Raw genomic sequence first — 15,406 nt, forward strand, 5'->3', positions numbered from 1 at the left:
TTGTGGCCGGGTCTAGAAAAATGCCAAGGTCAGGTTGACGCTGAAGCCGTTGCCTTCGGGGCGGTTTTTGGTGTCGAACTCAGGCACCCAGCGCGCGCTGATGTTGGCCTGGGCATCGGCGAATTTGCCGGACCAGCCGACTACCGGGCCGGCGCCGACCGAGCGGCCGCGATAGCCGTTGAACGTATTGGCGGTCTGGCCTTTGTCGTCGGTCAGTTGCTGGATATAACCGGCGGCGACTCCCGCGTTCCAGCCGTTGCCTAGACCATGGGTCCACAGCGCATCAAGGGTAAAGAGGTTGCCGTTGCGATAGTCGGTGGCGTCGTTCTCGGTGTAGAACTCCAGTCCGCTGGACAGGGTGAACTCGCCGCCCTTGCCATCGAGGTGGGTAAAGGCCACGGTTGGCATGAAGGTGTAATTGTTCTGACCGGGGTTGGCCAGACGGTCCTTGTTATAGGCGCCGGTCGGTACGTAGATCGGCAATGACAGCGCGAGGTGATTGAGTTCGTCGAAGTGATAACCGGCGGCGAGCGGTGTGATCAGTGCATCGGCGATCTGCGTGCCGGAGTCGCTGTCTCCCAGCGTGCGGCCGCGCGGGCCGGTGATGCTTGCCTGGATGTCGGTGTACTGCACCGGCAGGCCCAACGCCGAAGCGAAGTTCCAGCGCCCGGTGCCGGTGTTCCAGACATGGGTCAGGTTGGCGATGGTGTAGGACACTTTCATGTCGATACCGCCACTGACCGCGCCGGAAATCGGCGCGCCATCGCTGCCCTTGAGCGAACCGTCGTACCAGATGCTGGTCAACGACATGACCCAACCGGGCTTCGGCGGCACGATGCCGGCGTTGGTGAACACCTGCTGGCCAGTGATCGGCCGACCGACGCCACCTTCGGCGGCGTACAGCGTAGGACTGCTGCACATGCACAGCGCCAGCAACGGGCGCATCACCAACGGATTGAACATCGGCCACGCTGCGCCGTCCCGCCCGCGCTGAAAATCAGTAATCCCGGCTCGACTGCAGATCATTTCCCGATTCCATGGTGTGTTTCAGGACAACAGGGTGCTGTTTCACCGCCCCTGCGTATTCCCGTTCTTTATCAAGCCTGTAGGACAGGTCCTTCTGAAACTAGCAGCAAATCGGGGGTTAGCCAGTCGAAGGAGTCAATTCCCTGGAGTAGGGGGGACAACGCACGTAGCGAGCTTGTCAGGTCTTTTTCAACTGTTCGCGAATACGCTGTTCTTGCTCACACAATGACGGCGACAGCTGTTCGCCGAAGTCGTCAGCAGAGAAAATCTGCCTGATCTCGATCTCAGCCTCGGTACCGGGCATCGGGTTGGGGCAACGCTTGACCCATTCGATGGCTTCTTCCTTCGATTTGACTTCCCAGACCCAATAGCCGGCGATCAGCTCTTTGGTTTCGATGAACGGGCCATCGATCACGCTGCGCTGGTCACCGGAGAATCGGACCCGTGCGCCTTTGCTGCTCGGATGCAGGCCATCGGCGCTGACCAGAATCCCGGCCTGGGCCAGTGCTTCGTTGAAATTGCCCATGGCGGTGAGCAGTTCTTCGCTGGGCATGACACCGGTTTCCGAATCGGCGCTGGCTTTGACAAGAATCATGAAACGCATGACGGGTGCTCCTGAAAAAAAGGGAGGTTTCGCTAGCTGGTCGAATGGCGCAGCGCTGAATCGACACCCTTACACGCAACACCGCAAAAAAATGTAGGAGTGAGCCTGCTCGCGATAGCGGTGTGTCAGCCAACGTATGAATCTCTGACACACCGCTATCGCGAGCAGGCTTACTCCTACAGGGTTGTATACAATTCCTCGTGCTCGCCCCCAACAATTCACCGAAGGGTTTAGCTCGCCAGGCCATTTCATGGTTAACTTCCGCCTCTTGCATGCTTTCCAATCAAAAACACCAGAAGGACTCAAGTCATGGCTCAAGTCACCCTCAAAGGCAACCCGGTTCAAGTCAACGGCCAGTTGCCACAAGCCGGTTCCAAGGCGCCAGCCTTTTCTCTGGTTGCCGGCGATCTGTCTGACGTCACCCTGAAAGACTTCGCCGGCAAGCGCAAAGTGCTGAACATCTTCCCGAGCGTCGACACCCCGACCTGTGCCACCTCTGTGCGCAAGTTCAACGCTCAGGCCAATGACATCGGCAACACCGTGGTGCTGTGCATTTCCGCTGACCTGCCGTTTGCCCAGGCGCGTTTCTGCGGTGCCGAAGGTCTGGAAAACGTCAAGAACCTGTCGACCCTGCGCGGTGCCGAGTTCATCGAAAACTACGGCGTCGCCATCGCTGACGGCCCGCTGAAAGGCCTGACCGCCCGCGCAGTAGTCGTGCTGGACGAAAACGACAACGTCCTGCACAGCGAACTGGTCAAGGAAATCGCTGAAGAGCCAAACTACGAAGCGGCACTGTCCGTTCTCAAGTAAGGCTTTTACAATTGTTAACGGCCTGGCCCTGTCCAGGCCGTTTTCATTTGTGTATCAGGGTTTTGCCTCACACCTTGAAACGTAAGTGCAAGGTAAATTGCCGGTAAAGCTGCTTTGCTTAAATCCAGTCAGTGCTTATCGTTCAGCCTCCCGTAATAGAAGCCCACGCGCCCAATGGTCAATAACTCCATGCAATCGTCTTCCCGCAAATCCCGTCGCTGGCTGATCAGCCTGCTTGTCCTGTTGGTGATCGCCGTCCTGTGCTGGAAATTCTGGCCCGCCGGTTCCGCCCACAAGGAGGGCGGTGACAAGGCCGCGGCCGGGCACACCGGGCGTTCGGGGATGATGCGGCCGGGCTTCGGTGGCGGCACCGGGCCGATTCCGGTACGCGTGGCCCCAGCGGTGACCGGGGACTTCCCGCTGTATTACAAGGCGCTGGGCACCGTGACGGCGCTCAATACCATCAACGTACGCAGCCGGGTCGGCGGCGAGCTGATGAAGATCAATTTCGAAGAAGGGCAAATGGTCAAGGCCGGCGATGTTTTGGCCGAGATCGATCCGCGTCCCTACCAGAACGCCTTGCTGCAGGCCGAAGGCACCTTGCTGCAGAATCAGGCGCAGCTGAAGAATGCTCAGGTCGACGTCGAGCGTTATCGCGGCCTGTATAAAGAAGACAGCATCGCCAAGCAGACTCTGGACACCGCCGAAGCACTGGTCGGCCAGTATCTGGGCACGGTCAAGACCAATCAGGCGGCGGTTAACGACGCCAGGCTCAACCTCGAATTCACCAGGATCCGCGCACCGATTGCCGGGCGCGTCGGCTTGCGTCAGGTCGACGTCGGTAACCTCGTTACCGCCAACGACACCACCGCGCTGGCAGTGATTACCCAGACGCAGCCGATCAGCGTGGCCTTCACCTTGCCGGAAAACAGCCTCGACACCGTACTCGCACGCTATCGCAGCGGCGCCAAACTGCAGGCCGAAGCGTGGGATCGCGGCGACAGCAAACTGCAGGCCACCGGTGTACTGCAAAGCCTCGACAACCAGATCGACGTCGCCACCGGCACCCTGAAATTCAAGGCCCGTTACGATAACCGCGATCAGGCGCTGTTCCCCAATCAGTTCGTCAACGTCCACTTGCTTGCGGACACGCTGAAGGGCGTGGTGCTGGCACCGTCGGCGGCGATTCAGTTCGGCACCAACGGCACCTTCGTCTATGCGCTGGACGGCGACAAGAAAGTCACCATTCGCCAGCTGAAGATCGGCGCCAGTGATGGCGAGAACACCGTCGTCACCGAAGGGTTGGCGGCAGGCGACCGCGTGGTGCTGGAAGGCACCGACCGCCTGAAAGAGGGCAGTGAAGTGGAAGTGGTCAACGACAGCAATCAGGTGCCGACCACGCCGACCGAACACCTGCAAGGCAAATCCGCCGCCAACGCGCCGGACGCCGCCGTGACTGACAAGGCCAAGAAGGGCGCATGAACATTTCGCGGCTGTTCATCCTCCGACCGGTAGCCACCACCCTGAGCATGCTGGCCATTGTTCTCGCCGGTCTGATCGCTTATCGCCTGTTGCCGGTGTCGGCGCTGCCCCAGGTCGATTACCCGACCATCCGCGTCATGACCCTGTATCCCGGCGCCAGCCCGGATGTAATGACCAGCGCAGTCACGGCGCCGCTCGAGCGCCAGTTCGGGCAGATGCCCGGCCTGACGCAAATGGCTTCGACCAGTTCCGGCGGCGCTTCGGTGCTGACCCTGCGCTTCAGCCTCGACATCAATATGGATGTCGCCGAGCAGCAGGTGCAGGCGGCGATCAACGCGGCGACCAATCTGCTGCCGACCGACTTGCCGGCACCACCGGTGTACAACAAGGTCAACCCGGCGGACACCCCGGTGCTGACACTGGCGATCACTTCGAAAACCATGCTGCTGCCCAAGCTCAACGATCTGGTCGATACGCGCATGGCGCAGAAGATCGCCCAGATCAGCGGGGTCGGCATGGTCAGCATTGCCGGCGGTCAGCGTCAGGCGGTGCGGATCAAGGTCAACCCGGAGGCTCTGGCGGCGAACAGCCTGAACCTGTCGGACGTGCGCACGTTGATCAGCGCCTCCAACGTCAACCAGCCGAAGGGCAACTTCGACGGCCCGACGCGGGTGTCGATGCTCGATGCCAATGACCAGCTGACTTCGCCCGAGGACTACGCCAACCTGATCCTCGCCTACAAGAATGGCGCGCCGCTGCGGCTCAAGGACGTCGCCGAGATTGTCGATGGTGCCGAGAACGAGCGTCTGGCGGCATGGGCCAACCAGAATCAGGCGGTGTTGCTGAACATTCAACGCCAGCCCGGTGCCAACGTGATCGAGGTGGTCGACCGCATCAAGGCATTGCTGCCGAGCATCACCGACAACCTGCCGGCCGGCCTCGACGTGACGGTGCTTACCGACCGCACCCAGACCATCCGTGCTTCGGTCACCGATGTGCAGCATGAACTGCTCATCGCCATTGCTCTGGTGGTGATGGTGACGTTCCTGTTCCTGCGCCGTTTCAGCGCGACGATCATTCCTTCGGTGGCCGTACCGCTGTCGCTGATCGGCACGTTCGGCGTGATGTACCTGGCCGGTTTCTCGGTCAACAACCTGACCCTGATGGCGTTGACCATCGCCACCGGTTTCGTGGTCGACGACGCGATCGTCATGCTCGAAAACATTTCGCGCTTCATCGAGGAGGGTGACAGCCCGATGCAGGCCGCGCTCAAGGGCGCCAGACAGATCGGCTTCACCCTGATTTCCCTGACCCTGTCGCTGATCGCCGTATTGATTCCGCTGCTGTTCATGGCCGATGTGGTCGGGCGCTTGTTCCGCGAATTCGCAATTACCCTGGCGGTGGCGATCCTGATTTCGCTGGTGGTGTCGCTGACCCTGACGCCAATGATGTGCGCACGCTTGCTTAAACGTGAACCGCAAGAACACGAGCAAGGCCGTTTTTATCGGGCCAGTGGCGCTTTCATCGACTGGATGATCGCCGGCTACGGGCGCATGTTGCAGTGGGTGCTCAAGCATCAGCCGCTGACCTTGCTGGTGGCCATCGGCACGCTGGCGCTGACGGTGTTCCTCTACATGGTGGTGCCGAAGGGCTTCTTCCCGGTACAGGACACCGGCGTGATCCAGGGGATTTCCGAAGCGCCGCAGTCGATCTCCTTTGCCGCCATGGGCGAGCGCCAGCAGGAGCTGGCCCGGGTCATCCTCGAAGACCCGGCGGTGCAAAGCCTGTCGTCGTATATCGGTGTCGATGGCGATAACGCCACCCTCAACAGTGGCCGCTTGCTGATCAATCTCAAGCCCCACAGCGAGCGCGATCTGAGCGCCAGTGAAGTGATCGCGCGTCTGCAACCCAAGCTCGACAAACTGGTGGGTATCCGCCTGTTCATGCAGCCGGTGCAGGACCTGACCATCGAAGACCGCGTCAGCCGCACTCAGTACCAGTTCAGCATGTCCTCGCCGGACGCCGAACTGCTGAGCCAATGGAGCGGGCGACTGGTCGAAGCACTGGCCCAGCGTCCGGAACTGACCGACGTTGCCAGTGACCTGCAGGACAAGGGTTTGCAGGTCTATCTGGTGATCGACCGCGATGCCGCTTCACGCCTGGGCGTTTCGGTGTCGAACATCACCGATGCGCTGTACGACGCCTTTGGCCAGCGGCAGATCTCGACCATTTACACCCAGGCCAGCCAGTACCGCGTGGTGCTGCAGGCGCAGGCCGGCGAACGCATCGGCCCGCAGGCGCTGGACCAGATCCACGTCAAGACCACCGACGATGCGCAGGTGCGCCTGTCGAGCCTGGCCCACGTCGAAGAGCGACAGGCACAACTGGCGATCACCCATATCGGCCAGTTCCCGGCGGTGATGATGTCCTTCAACCTGGCCCCCGGCGTGGCGCTGGGGCATGCGGTGGACGTGATCGAACAGGTGCAGCAGGACATTGGCATGCCGGTCGGCGTGCAGACCCAGTTCCAGGGCGCGGCCGAAGCCTTCCAGGCGTCGCTGTCGAGCACCTTGCTGCTGATTCTGGCGGCGGTGGTGACCATGTACATCGTTTTAGGCGTGCTGTACGAGAGCTATATCCACCCGATCACGATTCTCTCGACGCTGCCTTCGGCGGCGGTCGGTGCGTTGCTGGCATTGCTGCTCAGCGGCAACGATCTGGGCATGATCGCGATCATCGGCATCATTTTGCTGATCGGCATCGTGAAAAAGAACGCGATCATGATGATCGACTTCGCCCTTGATGCAGAACGCACTCAGGGCATGGCCCCGGAACAGGCGATCTATCAGGCGGCGCTGCTGCGCTTCCGGCCGATTCTGATGACTACGCTGGCGGCATTGTTTGGCGCAGTGCCGTTGATGCTCGCGACCGGTTCTGGCGCCGAGCTGCGTCAGCCGCTGGGTCTGGTCATGGTCGGCGGCTTGCTGGTGAGCCAGGTGCTGACGCTGTTCACCACACCGGTGATCTACCTGTACTTCGACCGCCTCGGCCGACGCTTTGGCAAGCGCAAGGCTGACGCTGAAGAGGTCTCGGTATGAAAACAGCTACAGGCTCCAAGCTTCAAGCTGCAAGAGAGAAGCGGGTTCACTGCAAGCTTGTGGCTTGTGGCTTGCCGCTTGCAGCTGGTGGTTACCACTTATGAATCTCTCCGGTCCGTTCATCAAACGCCCCGTGGCGACCATGCTGCTTTCATTGGCCATCATGCTGCTCGGTGGCGTGAGTTTCGGTCTGTTGCCGGTTTCGCCGCTGCCGCAGATGGATTTCCCGGTGATCGTCGTGCAGGCCAGCCTGCCTGGTGCCAGCCCGGAGGTGATGGCGTCGACCGTGGCGACGCCGCTGGAACGTTCGTTCGGTGCAATCGCTGGCGTCAACACCATGAGCAGTCGCTCCAGCCAAGGCTCGACCCGGGTCATTCTGCAGTTTGACCTCGACCGCGACATCAATGGCGCGGCGCGGGAAGTGCAGGCAGCGATCAACGCTTCGCGCAATCTGCTGCCGAGCGGGATGCGCAGCATGCCGACCTATAAAAAGGTCAACCCGTCGCAGGCGCCGATCATGGTGCTTTCGCTGACCTCGGACGTGCTGGAAAAAGGCCAGCTCTACGACCTCGCGTCGACCATCCTTTCGCAAAGTCTTTCGCAGGTGCAGGGTGTCGGCGAAGTGCAGATCGGCGGCAGTTCGCTGCCGGCGGTGCGCATTGAGCTTGAGCCGCAGGCGCTGAACCAGTACGGCGTGGCGCTTGACGATGTCCGCAAGACCATCGCCGAAGCCAACGTGCGCCGGCCGAAAGGTTCGGTCGAGGACGGTCAGCGCCTGTGGCAGATCCAGGCCAATGACCAGTTGGAGAAGGCCAAGGATTACGAGTCGCTGATCATCCACTACGCAGACGGCGCGGCGCTGCGTCTCAAGGACGTGGCCAAGGTCAGCGACGGCGTCGAAGACCGTTACAACAGTGGTTTCTTTAACAATGACGCGGCGGTGCTGTTGGTGATCAACCGCCAGGCCGGCGCCAACATCATCGAGACCGTCAACGAGATCAAGGCGCAGCTGCCGGCCTTGCAAGCGGTATTGCCGGCCAGCGTCAAGCTGAACCTGGCGATGGACCGCTCGCCGGTGATCAAGGCCACCCTGCACGAAGCGGAAATGACCCTGTTGATAGCCATCGCCCTTGTGATTCTGGTGGTATTCCTGTTTCTCGGGAATTTCCGAGCTTCGCTGATCCCGACCCTGGCGGTGCCGGTGTCGCTGGTCGGCACTTTTGCGGTGATGTACCTGTACGGCTTCTCACTGAACAATCTGTCGCTGATGGCGCTGATTCTCGCCACCGGTCTGGTGGTGGACGATGCGATCGTGGTGCTGGAAAACATTTCCCGGCACATCGACGAAGGCGTCAAACCGATGCAGGCCGCGTACCTCGGCGCCAAGGAAGTCGGTTTCACCTTGCTGTCGATGAACGTCTCGCTGGTGGCGGTGTTCCTGTCGATTCTGTTCATGGGCGGGATTGTCGAAAGCCTGTTCCGCGAGTTTTCCATCACCCTCGCGGCGGCGATCATCGTGTCGCTGGTGGTATCGCTGACTTTGACGCCGATGCTCTGCGCGCGCTGGCTCAAGCCGCACACGCCGGGTCAGGAAAATCGCCTGCAACGCTGGAGCCAGCGAAGCAACGACTGGATGGTCGACAAGTACGCCAGCAGTCTCGACTGGGTGCTGCGCCACCGCCGTCTGACGCTGCTCAGCCTGTTGATCACCGTCGCGGTCAACGTCGCCCTGTACGTGGTGGTGCCGAAAACCTTCATGCCCCAGCAGGACACCGGCCAGTTGATCGGTTTTGTACGCGGCGACGACGGCCTGTCGTTCAGCGTGATGCAGCCGAAAATGGAAATTTTCCGCCGTGCCGTGCTCAAGGACGCAGCGGTGGAAAGTGTCGCCGGGTTCATCGGTGGCGGCAACGGCACCAATAATGCGTTCATGCTGGTGCGCCTGAAGCCGATCAAGGACCGCCAGCTCAACGCACAGAAAGTCATCGAACGCCTGCGCAAGGAAATGCCCAAGGTGCCCGGTGCACAACTGATGCTGATGGCCGACCAGGACCTGCAATTTGGCGGCGGCCGCGAGCAGACCACTTCGCAGTACAGCTACATTCTGCAAAGCGGTGATCTGGGCGAGCTGCGCAAGTGGTACCCGAAAGTGGTCACCGCGTTGCGTGCCTTGCCCGAGCTGACCGCGATTGATGCCCGAGAAGGCGCGGGGGCTCAGCAAGTCACGCTGATCGTTGATCGCGATCAGGCCAAGCGCCTGGGCGTCGACATGGACATGGTCACCGCCGTGCTCAACAACGCCTACAGCCAGCGGCAGATTTCGACGATCTACGACAGCCTCAACCAGTATCAGGTGGTGATGGAGGTCAATCCGAAATACGCCCAGGACCCGGTGACCCTCAAGCAAGTGCAGGTGATCACTGCCGATGGCGCGCGCGTGCCACTTTCGACTTTCGCTCATTACGAAAACAGCCTGGAGGACGACCGCGTCAGCCATGAAGGCCAGTTCGCCTCCGAGAGCATCGCGTTCGACATGGCTGAAGGCGTGACGGTGGAGCAGGGCAGCGCGGCCATCGAGCGGGCGATCGCCAAAGTCGGCTTGCCGGAAGACGTGATCGCGAAAATGGCCGGCACCGCCGACGCCTTTGCCGCGACGCAAAAGAGCCAGCCGTTCATGATTCTCGGCGCACTGCTGGCGGTGTATCTGGTCCTCGGCGTGTTGTATGAAAGCTATATTCATCCGCTGACCATTCTTTCCACGCTGCCGTCGGCGGGTGTCGGGGCGTTGCTGTCAATCTACTTGCTGGGTAGCGAGTTCAGCCTGATTTCCCTGCTTGGCCTGTTCCTGCTGATCGGCGTGGTGAAGAAAAACGCCATTCTGATGATCGACCTTGCGTTGCAACTTGAACGCCATCAGGGCCTGTCGCCGCTGGAATCGATCCGCAGCGCCTGCCTGCAACGGCTGCGACCGATTCTGATGACCACGCTGGCGGCGATTCTCGGTGCCTTGCCGCTGCTGCTTGGCCGTGCCGAAGGTGCGGAAATGCGCCAGCCGCTGGGTCTGACCATCATTGGCGGGCTGGTCTTCAGCCAGATCCTCACGCTTTACACCACCCCGGTGGTTTACCTCTATCTCGACAAGCTGCGCCATCGTTTCAACAAATGGCGTGGCGTGCGTACTGACGCCGCTCTGGAAACTCCGCTATGACTGACCGTTCGCTCTTCAATCTGGCCACTGCACGGGGCTCGCGTTTGCTGAGTCTGTCGCTGTGCGTGGCGATGCTCAGTGCCTGCGCTGTCGGCCCGGATTATCAACGCCCGCAGACGGCTGAAATCGCTCAGTACAAGGAAGCCGCAGGCTGGACCCAGGCTAACCCGAGCGATGCGCTGGCCCGCGGCGCCTGGTGGGAGTTGTATGGCGATCAACAGCTCAACGGGCTGATCGAGAAACTCAACAGCTCCAACCAGACCGTCGCCCAGTCGGAAGCCCAGTATCGCCAGGCCCAGGCCTTGGTGCGCAGCGCGCGCGGGGCGTTTTACCCCAGCGTCGACCTGAGCGTGGGCAAGACTCGCTCCAGCCAGGGCACCGGCAGCAGCAGTTCGAGCCTGAGCAGTTCTTCCAGTGGTATCCGCGATACCTACAACGCCGAGCTGGGTGTCAGTTGGGAAGCCGACGTCTGGGGCAAACTGCGCCGAGGCCTCGAAGCCGACGAGGCCAGCGCCCAGGCCAGTTTTGCCGATCTGGCGGCGATGCGCCTGAGCCAGCAGTCGGAACTGGTGCAGAACTACCTGCAATTGCGCGTGATCGATCAGCAGAAACGTTTGCTCGAAGCGACCGTTGCGGCTTATCAGCGGTCGTTGCAGATGACCCAGAACCAGTACCGCGCCGGGGTTTCCGGGCGTGACGCGGTCGCGCAGGCGCAGACCCAGCTGAAAAGTACCCAAGCCGATCTGGTCGACCTGATCTGGCAACGCGCGCAATTCGAGAACGCCATCGCCGTGCTCACCGGGCAAGCGCCGGCCGACTTCAGCATTGCCGAAGTGCAGACCATCCCGAAACTGCCGCAGGTGCCGGTGAGTCTGCCGTCGCAATTGCTGGAACGCCGTCCGGACATTGCTTCGGCCGAGCGCTCGGTCATTGCTGCCAACGCCAATATCGGCGTGGCGAAAGCCGCGTATTACCCGGATCTGACCCTGAGTTTGAGTGGCGGCTACAGCAGCAGTACCTCGCAGAACCTGATCAGCCTGCCGAACCGTTTCTGGTCGGTGGGGCCGAAACTGGCGCTGCCGTTGTTCGACGGCGGCCAGCGCTCGGCGGAAGTCGACCGCACCGAGGCGGTATACGACCAGACCGTGGCCCAGTACCGGCAGACCGTGCTCGACGGTTTCCGCGAAGTGGAAAACTATCTGGTGCAGCTCAAGGTGTATGAAGAAGAAGCCGCGGTGCGTCAGGAAGCGCTCGACGCGGCGCGCGATTCCTTGCGCCTGACGGAGAACCAGTACAAGGCGGGACTGATCGCTTATATCGACGTGGTCGTGGTGCAAGCCACGGCGCTGAGCAACGAGCGCAGCGTGCTGAATATCCTGCAAAGCCGTTTGATCGCCAGCGTGCAGTTGATCGCGGCACTGGGCGGTGGTTGGGATGGCCAGCTGGAAGTCAGCGACACGCAATAACTGGCCGAACACTTGTGGGAGCGAGCCCGCTCGCGAAAGCGTCCGCGCGGTCGCCGCCTGTATGGATCGTTCCCACGCTCCTGCGTGGGAATGCCTCAACGGACGCTCTGCGTTCGGCTTTGGATGGGACGCGGAGCGTCCCGGGCTGCATTCCCACGCGGAGCGTGGGAACGATCAAGCGAGCCTGGTCGCGAAAGCGTCCGCACAGTCACTGCCCGGATGGATCGTTCCTACGCTCCTGCGTGGGAATGCCTCTACGGACGCTCTGCGTTCGGCTTTGGATGGGACGCGGAGCGTCCGGGATGCATTCCCACGCGGAGCGTGGGAACGATCAAGCGAGCCTGGTCGCGAAAGCGTCCGCACAGTCACTGCCCGGATGGATCGTTCCTACGCTCCTGCGTGGGAATGCCTCTACGGACGCTCTGCGTTCGGCTTTGGATGGGACGCGGAGCGTCCCGGGCTGCATTCCCACGCGGAGCGTGGGAACGATCAGCGCTTCAGAAATCTGCGAACCGGCCGATTGTAAGACGATCTGACACCGCTTCATCGGCTTGATGGCCATTTGATAACTTTGTCAGTGCGTTCTTCCGCGCAATCAGTACAATCGCCGCATTTACCCGACCGAGAATGGACGCGATTGTGCGTTGGGTGTCCACGAGAATCCCCATGCTCATCGGTAGTTATTCCTCCACTCTGGTTTTCATTTCGTTGTGCGTGGCGATCCTCGCTTCCTATACCGCACTTGATCTCACCGGCCGCATCGCCACCGCCAAGGGCCGCGCTGTGCATTTCTGGACGGCCGGCGGCGCGTTCGCCATGGGCATTGGGGTCTGGTCGATGCACTTCATCGGCATGCTCGCCTTCAAGCTGCCGATCGATCTGGGTTACGACATTGTCCTCACCGCGCTGTCGCTGCTGATCGCCGTGCTGTCCTGCGGCTTTGCCCTGTGGCTGGTCAGCCAGCCGAAGCTGCCGATCCTGCAGCTGGGCTTCGGCGCGCTGATCATGGGGGCCGGCATCAGTGCCATGCATTACACCGGCATGGCGGCGATGCGCATGATGCCCGGCATCGATTACGATCCAGCGCTATTCGGCGCCTCGTTGCTGATCGCCGTCGGCGCTTCGGCCGCAGCGCTGTGGATCGCTTTCCGACTGCGCCAGCATTCGCCGTACGTGCGGCTGATTCGCGCGGGTGCGGCGGTGATCATGGGGGTCGCCATCGTCGGCATGCATTACACCGGCATGGCCGCTGCGCAATTTCCGGCGGGCAGTTTCTGCGGCGCCACCCTTGACGGTCTGAAAGGCAACGGCCTCGACGGGCTGGTCTTGATCACCACGCTGGCGGTGCTGTCGATTGCCTTGCTCACCTCAATCCTCGATGCGCGCCTTGAAGCGCGTACCGCCGACCTCGCACACTCGTTGACCGTGGCCAACCGCGAACTCACCCAGCTGGCGCTGCACGACCCGCTGACCGGCCTGCCGAATCGCATGCTGCTCGACGACCGCATCAATCAGGCGATGAAAAAGGTCGACGAGCACGGCGGCTGCTTCGCCTTGATGTTCATCGATCTGGACGGCTTCAAACCGGTCAACGATGCGTTCGGCCATCACATGGGTGATCAGTTGCTGCGCGAAGTCGGTGTGCGCCTGCGTGAAGACTTGCGCGGCCAGGACACGCTGGCGCGGATCGGCGGCGATGAATTCGTCCTGCTGGTGCGTCTGAGCGAACCCAATGATGCGCTGGGCCTGGCCGCGCGTCAGGTTGGCTTGATTGCCCAGGCGTTCCGCGTCGCCGACCATGACCTGCAAATCTCCGCCAGCGTCGGCATCGCCCTGTATCCGGGCAACGGCCAGAACGCCCAGGAACTGCTAATGAACGCAGACGCGGCGATGTACCACGCCAAGGGCGGCGGGAAGAACGGCTACAGCTTTTTCGATGCTTCGATGAACAACAACGCGCGCAAGCAGTTGCAGTTGCTCCAAGACCTGCGCGCGGCGCTGGAGCACAGCCAGTTCAGCCTGCATTACCAGCCCAAGTTCGACGCCGGCAATGGCCGCGCGGTCGGGGCGGAGGCGTTGTTGCGCTGGCAGCATCCGGTGCACGGCATGCTGATGCCGGACAAATTCATCGAACTGGCGGAGAAAAGCGGCCTGATCATTCCGATTGGCGAATGGGTGCTCAACGAGGCCTGCCGGCAGATGCGCGAATGGTTCGTGCTCGGTTACACCGACTGGCGTATCGCCGTGAACCTCTCGGCCTTGCAGTTCTGCCACACCGGACTGGTGCGCAGCGTCGCCAAAGCCTTGGCCACCCATCATTTGCCAGCGAACAGCCTGACGCTGGAAATCACCGAAACCACGGCGATGAGCGATGCCGATGCGAGCATGACCGTATTGCAGGAGCTGTCGGACATGGGCGTCGACCTGTCGATCGACGATTTCGGCACCGGTTATTCCAGCCTGATGTACCTCAAGCGCCTGCCAGCCAACGAGCTGAAGATCGATCGCGGTTTTGTCCGCGATCTGGAACACGACAGTGATGACGCGGCGATTGTCTCGGCGATCGTGGCGCTGGGGCAGGCGTTGGGTCTGCGGATTGTTGCCGAAGGGGTCGAAACCGGGGTGCAGCAGAAGTTTCTGACGCAGTTGGGCTGTGATTCCTTGCAGGGCTATCTGCTCGGGCATCCGATGCCAGCCGAGCGATTCATGCAGGACATAGTGCGTGGCGAGGCGTTGGCGTTGGCGCTGGCCTGATCGACCGCGTCATCGTTCTTCGCGAGCAGGCTCGCTGCCACAGGGGAGCGCATGCAAAACCCGGCAATGACGGTTATTCTTGGCCCCGACTGTCACGTGTGCATTTGGGGGAAAGGCCAGCATGGATAAAGTCATCGTGATCACCGGCGGCGGGCGCGGCATCGGCGCCGCTACGGCGCTGTTGGCTGCCGCGCAGGGCTATCGGATCTGCATCAACTATCAGTCGGATGAACAGGCCGCGCAAAGCGTGCTGGAGCAAGTCCGTGCGCTCGGCGCCCAAGCCATTGCAGTGCGCGCCGACGTCAGTATCGAAGACGAAGTGATTGCGCTGTTCCATCGCGTCGACATCGAGCTGGGCCGGGTCACCGCACTGGTGAACAACGCTGGCACCGTCGGGCAAAAGTCGCGGGTCGATGAGATGTCCGAATTCCGTATTCTGAAAATCATGAAAACCAACGTGCTGGCGCCGATCCTCTGCGCCAAGCACGCGATCCTGCGCATGTCGCCCAAGCATGGCGGTCAGGGTGGCAGCATCGTCAACGTCTCGTCAGTGGCTGCGCGCCTCGGCTCGCCCAACGAATACGTCGATTACGCCGCCTCCAAAGGCGCGCTCGATACCTTCACTATCGGGCTTTCCAAGGAAGTGGCGGGCGAGGGCATCCGGGTCAATGCGGTGCGTCCGGGTTACATCTATACCGATTTCCACGCGTTGAGCGGCGACCCCGACCGGGTCAGCAAACTGGAATCGGCGATCCCGATGGCCCGTGGTGGCCGGCCGGATGAAGTGGCAGAGGCGATTGTCTGGTTGTTGTCGGACAAGGCGTCGTATGCGACGGGGACGTTTGTGGATCTGGGAGGCGGGCGCTAGTTCTGCGTCTTCTGGTTCGGCCCTGGCGCGAGCAGGCTCACTCCTACATTTGAAATGCGTTCCCCTGTAGGAGTGAGCCTGTTCGCGATA

At 61.5% G+C, this 15,406-nt stretch carries 9 protein-coding genes; 7 read left to right on the plus strand and 2 right to left on the minus strand.

The window, feature by feature from the left end; translation table 11 throughout:
- Positions 1 to 12 precede the first annotated feature (12 nt).
- A complete protein-coding gene (locus M0746_RS10975) occupies positions 13 to 963 on the minus strand; it encodes a SphA family protein (protein WP_258451468.1) in 951 nt (316 codons plus the stop codon).
- Between the two features lie 241 nt (positions 964 to 1,204).
- Positions 1,205 to 1,630, minus strand: coding sequence for a YciI family protein (locus M0746_RS10980; protein WP_258449180.1), 426 nt, complete (start codon positions 1,628 to 1,630; stop codon positions 1,205 to 1,207).
- Positions 1,631 to 1,939: 309 nt separating this feature from the next.
- Between M0746_RS10980 and tpx the strand changes: the two genes are divergently transcribed.
- From tpx to M0746_RS11015, 7 genes are all read left to right on the plus strand, one after another.
- Positions 1,940 to 2,440 (plus strand): thiol peroxidase, encoded by a 501-nt coding sequence (gene tpx, locus M0746_RS10985; RefSeq protein ID WP_258449181.1) that lies wholly within the window; start codon positions 1,940 to 1,942, stop codon positions 2,438 to 2,440.
- A gap of 174 nt (positions 2,441 to 2,614) precedes the next feature.
- Positions 2,615 to 3,922 carry an MdtA/MuxA family multidrug efflux RND transporter periplasmic adaptor subunit gene (locus tag M0746_RS10990; protein ID WP_258449182.1) on the plus strand — a complete coding sequence of 436 codons (1,308 nt, stop codon included), beginning with the start codon at positions 2,615 to 2,617 and terminating at the stop codon, positions 3,920 to 3,922.
- A complete protein-coding gene (locus M0746_RS10995) occupies positions 3,919 to 7,020 on the plus strand; it encodes an MdtB/MuxB family multidrug efflux RND transporter permease subunit (RefSeq protein WP_258449183.1) in 3,102 nt (1,033 codons plus the stop codon). Before M0746_RS10990 ends, M0746_RS10995 begins: the two co-directional genes overlap by 4 nt.
- Before the next feature lie 100 nt (positions 7,021 to 7,120).
- Complete coding sequence (locus M0746_RS11000; RefSeq protein ID WP_258449184.1) at positions 7,121 to 10,228, plus strand: efflux RND transporter permease subunit; 3,108 nt, start codon at positions 7,121 to 7,123, stop codon at positions 10,226 to 10,228.
- Positions 10,225 to 11,694 (plus strand): efflux transporter outer membrane subunit, encoded by a 1,470-nt coding sequence (locus tag M0746_RS11005; RefSeq protein WP_258449185.1) that lies wholly within the window; start codon positions 10,225 to 10,227, stop codon positions 11,692 to 11,694. Before M0746_RS11000 ends, M0746_RS11005 begins: the two co-directional genes overlap by 4 nt.
- Positions 11,695 to 12,360: 666 nt before the next feature.
- Entirely contained in the window at positions 12,361 to 14,448 is a 2,088-nt protein-coding gene (locus tag M0746_RS11010; RefSeq protein ID WP_258449186.1) for a putative bifunctional diguanylate cyclase/phosphodiesterase, read from the plus strand.
- A 121-nt stretch (positions 14,449 to 14,569) separates the two neighbouring features.
- Positions 14,570 to 15,316 carry an SDR family oxidoreductase gene (locus tag M0746_RS11015; RefSeq protein ID WP_258449187.1) on the plus strand — a complete coding sequence of 249 codons (747 nt, stop codon included), beginning with the start codon at positions 14,570 to 14,572 and terminating at the stop codon, positions 15,314 to 15,316.
- Positions 15,317 to 15,406 lie beyond the last annotated feature (90 nt).

It is taken from the genome of Pseudomonas sp. S11P7 (assembly GCF_023195435.1).
Taxonomy (GTDB): Bacteria; Pseudomonadota; Gammaproteobacteria; order Pseudomonadales; family Pseudomonadaceae; genus Aquipseudomonas; species Aquipseudomonas fluorescens_G.

What these genes read in the sequence shown, in the direction of transcription:
- M0746_RS10975 (WP_258451468.1), bottom strand. Translation starts at nt 963, where the DNA reads ATGTTCAATCCGTTGGTGATGCGCCCGTTGCTGGCGCTGTGCATGTGC.
- M0746_RS10980 (WP_258449180.1), bottom strand. Translation starts at nt 1,630, where the DNA reads ATGCGTTTCATGATTCTTGTCAAAGCCAGCGCCGATTCGGAAACCGGT.
- tpx (WP_258449181.1), top strand. Translation starts at nt 1,940, where the DNA reads ATGGCTCAAGTCACCCTCAAAGGCAACCCGGTTCAAGTCAACGGCCAG.
- M0746_RS10990 (WP_258449182.1), top strand. Translation starts at nt 2,615, where the DNA reads ATGGTCAATAACTCCATGCAATCGTCTTCCCGCAAATCCCGTCGCTGG.
- M0746_RS10995 (WP_258449183.1), top strand. Translation starts at nt 3,919, where the DNA reads ATGAACATTTCGCGGCTGTTCATCCTCCGACCGGTAGCCACCACCCTG.
- M0746_RS11000 (WP_258449184.1), top strand. Translation starts at nt 7,121, where the DNA reads ATGAATCTCTCCGGTCCGTTCATCAAACGCCCCGTGGCGACCATGCTG.
- M0746_RS11005 (WP_258449185.1), top strand. Translation starts at nt 10,225, where the DNA reads ATGACTGACCGTTCGCTCTTCAATCTGGCCACTGCACGGGGCTCGCGT.
- M0746_RS11010 (WP_258449186.1), top strand. Translation starts at nt 12,361, where the DNA reads ATGCTCATCGGTAGTTATTCCTCCACTCTGGTTTTCATTTCGTTGTGC.
- M0746_RS11015 (WP_258449187.1), top strand. Translation starts at nt 14,570, where the DNA reads ATGGATAAAGTCATCGTGATCACCGGCGGCGGGCGCGGCATCGGCGCC.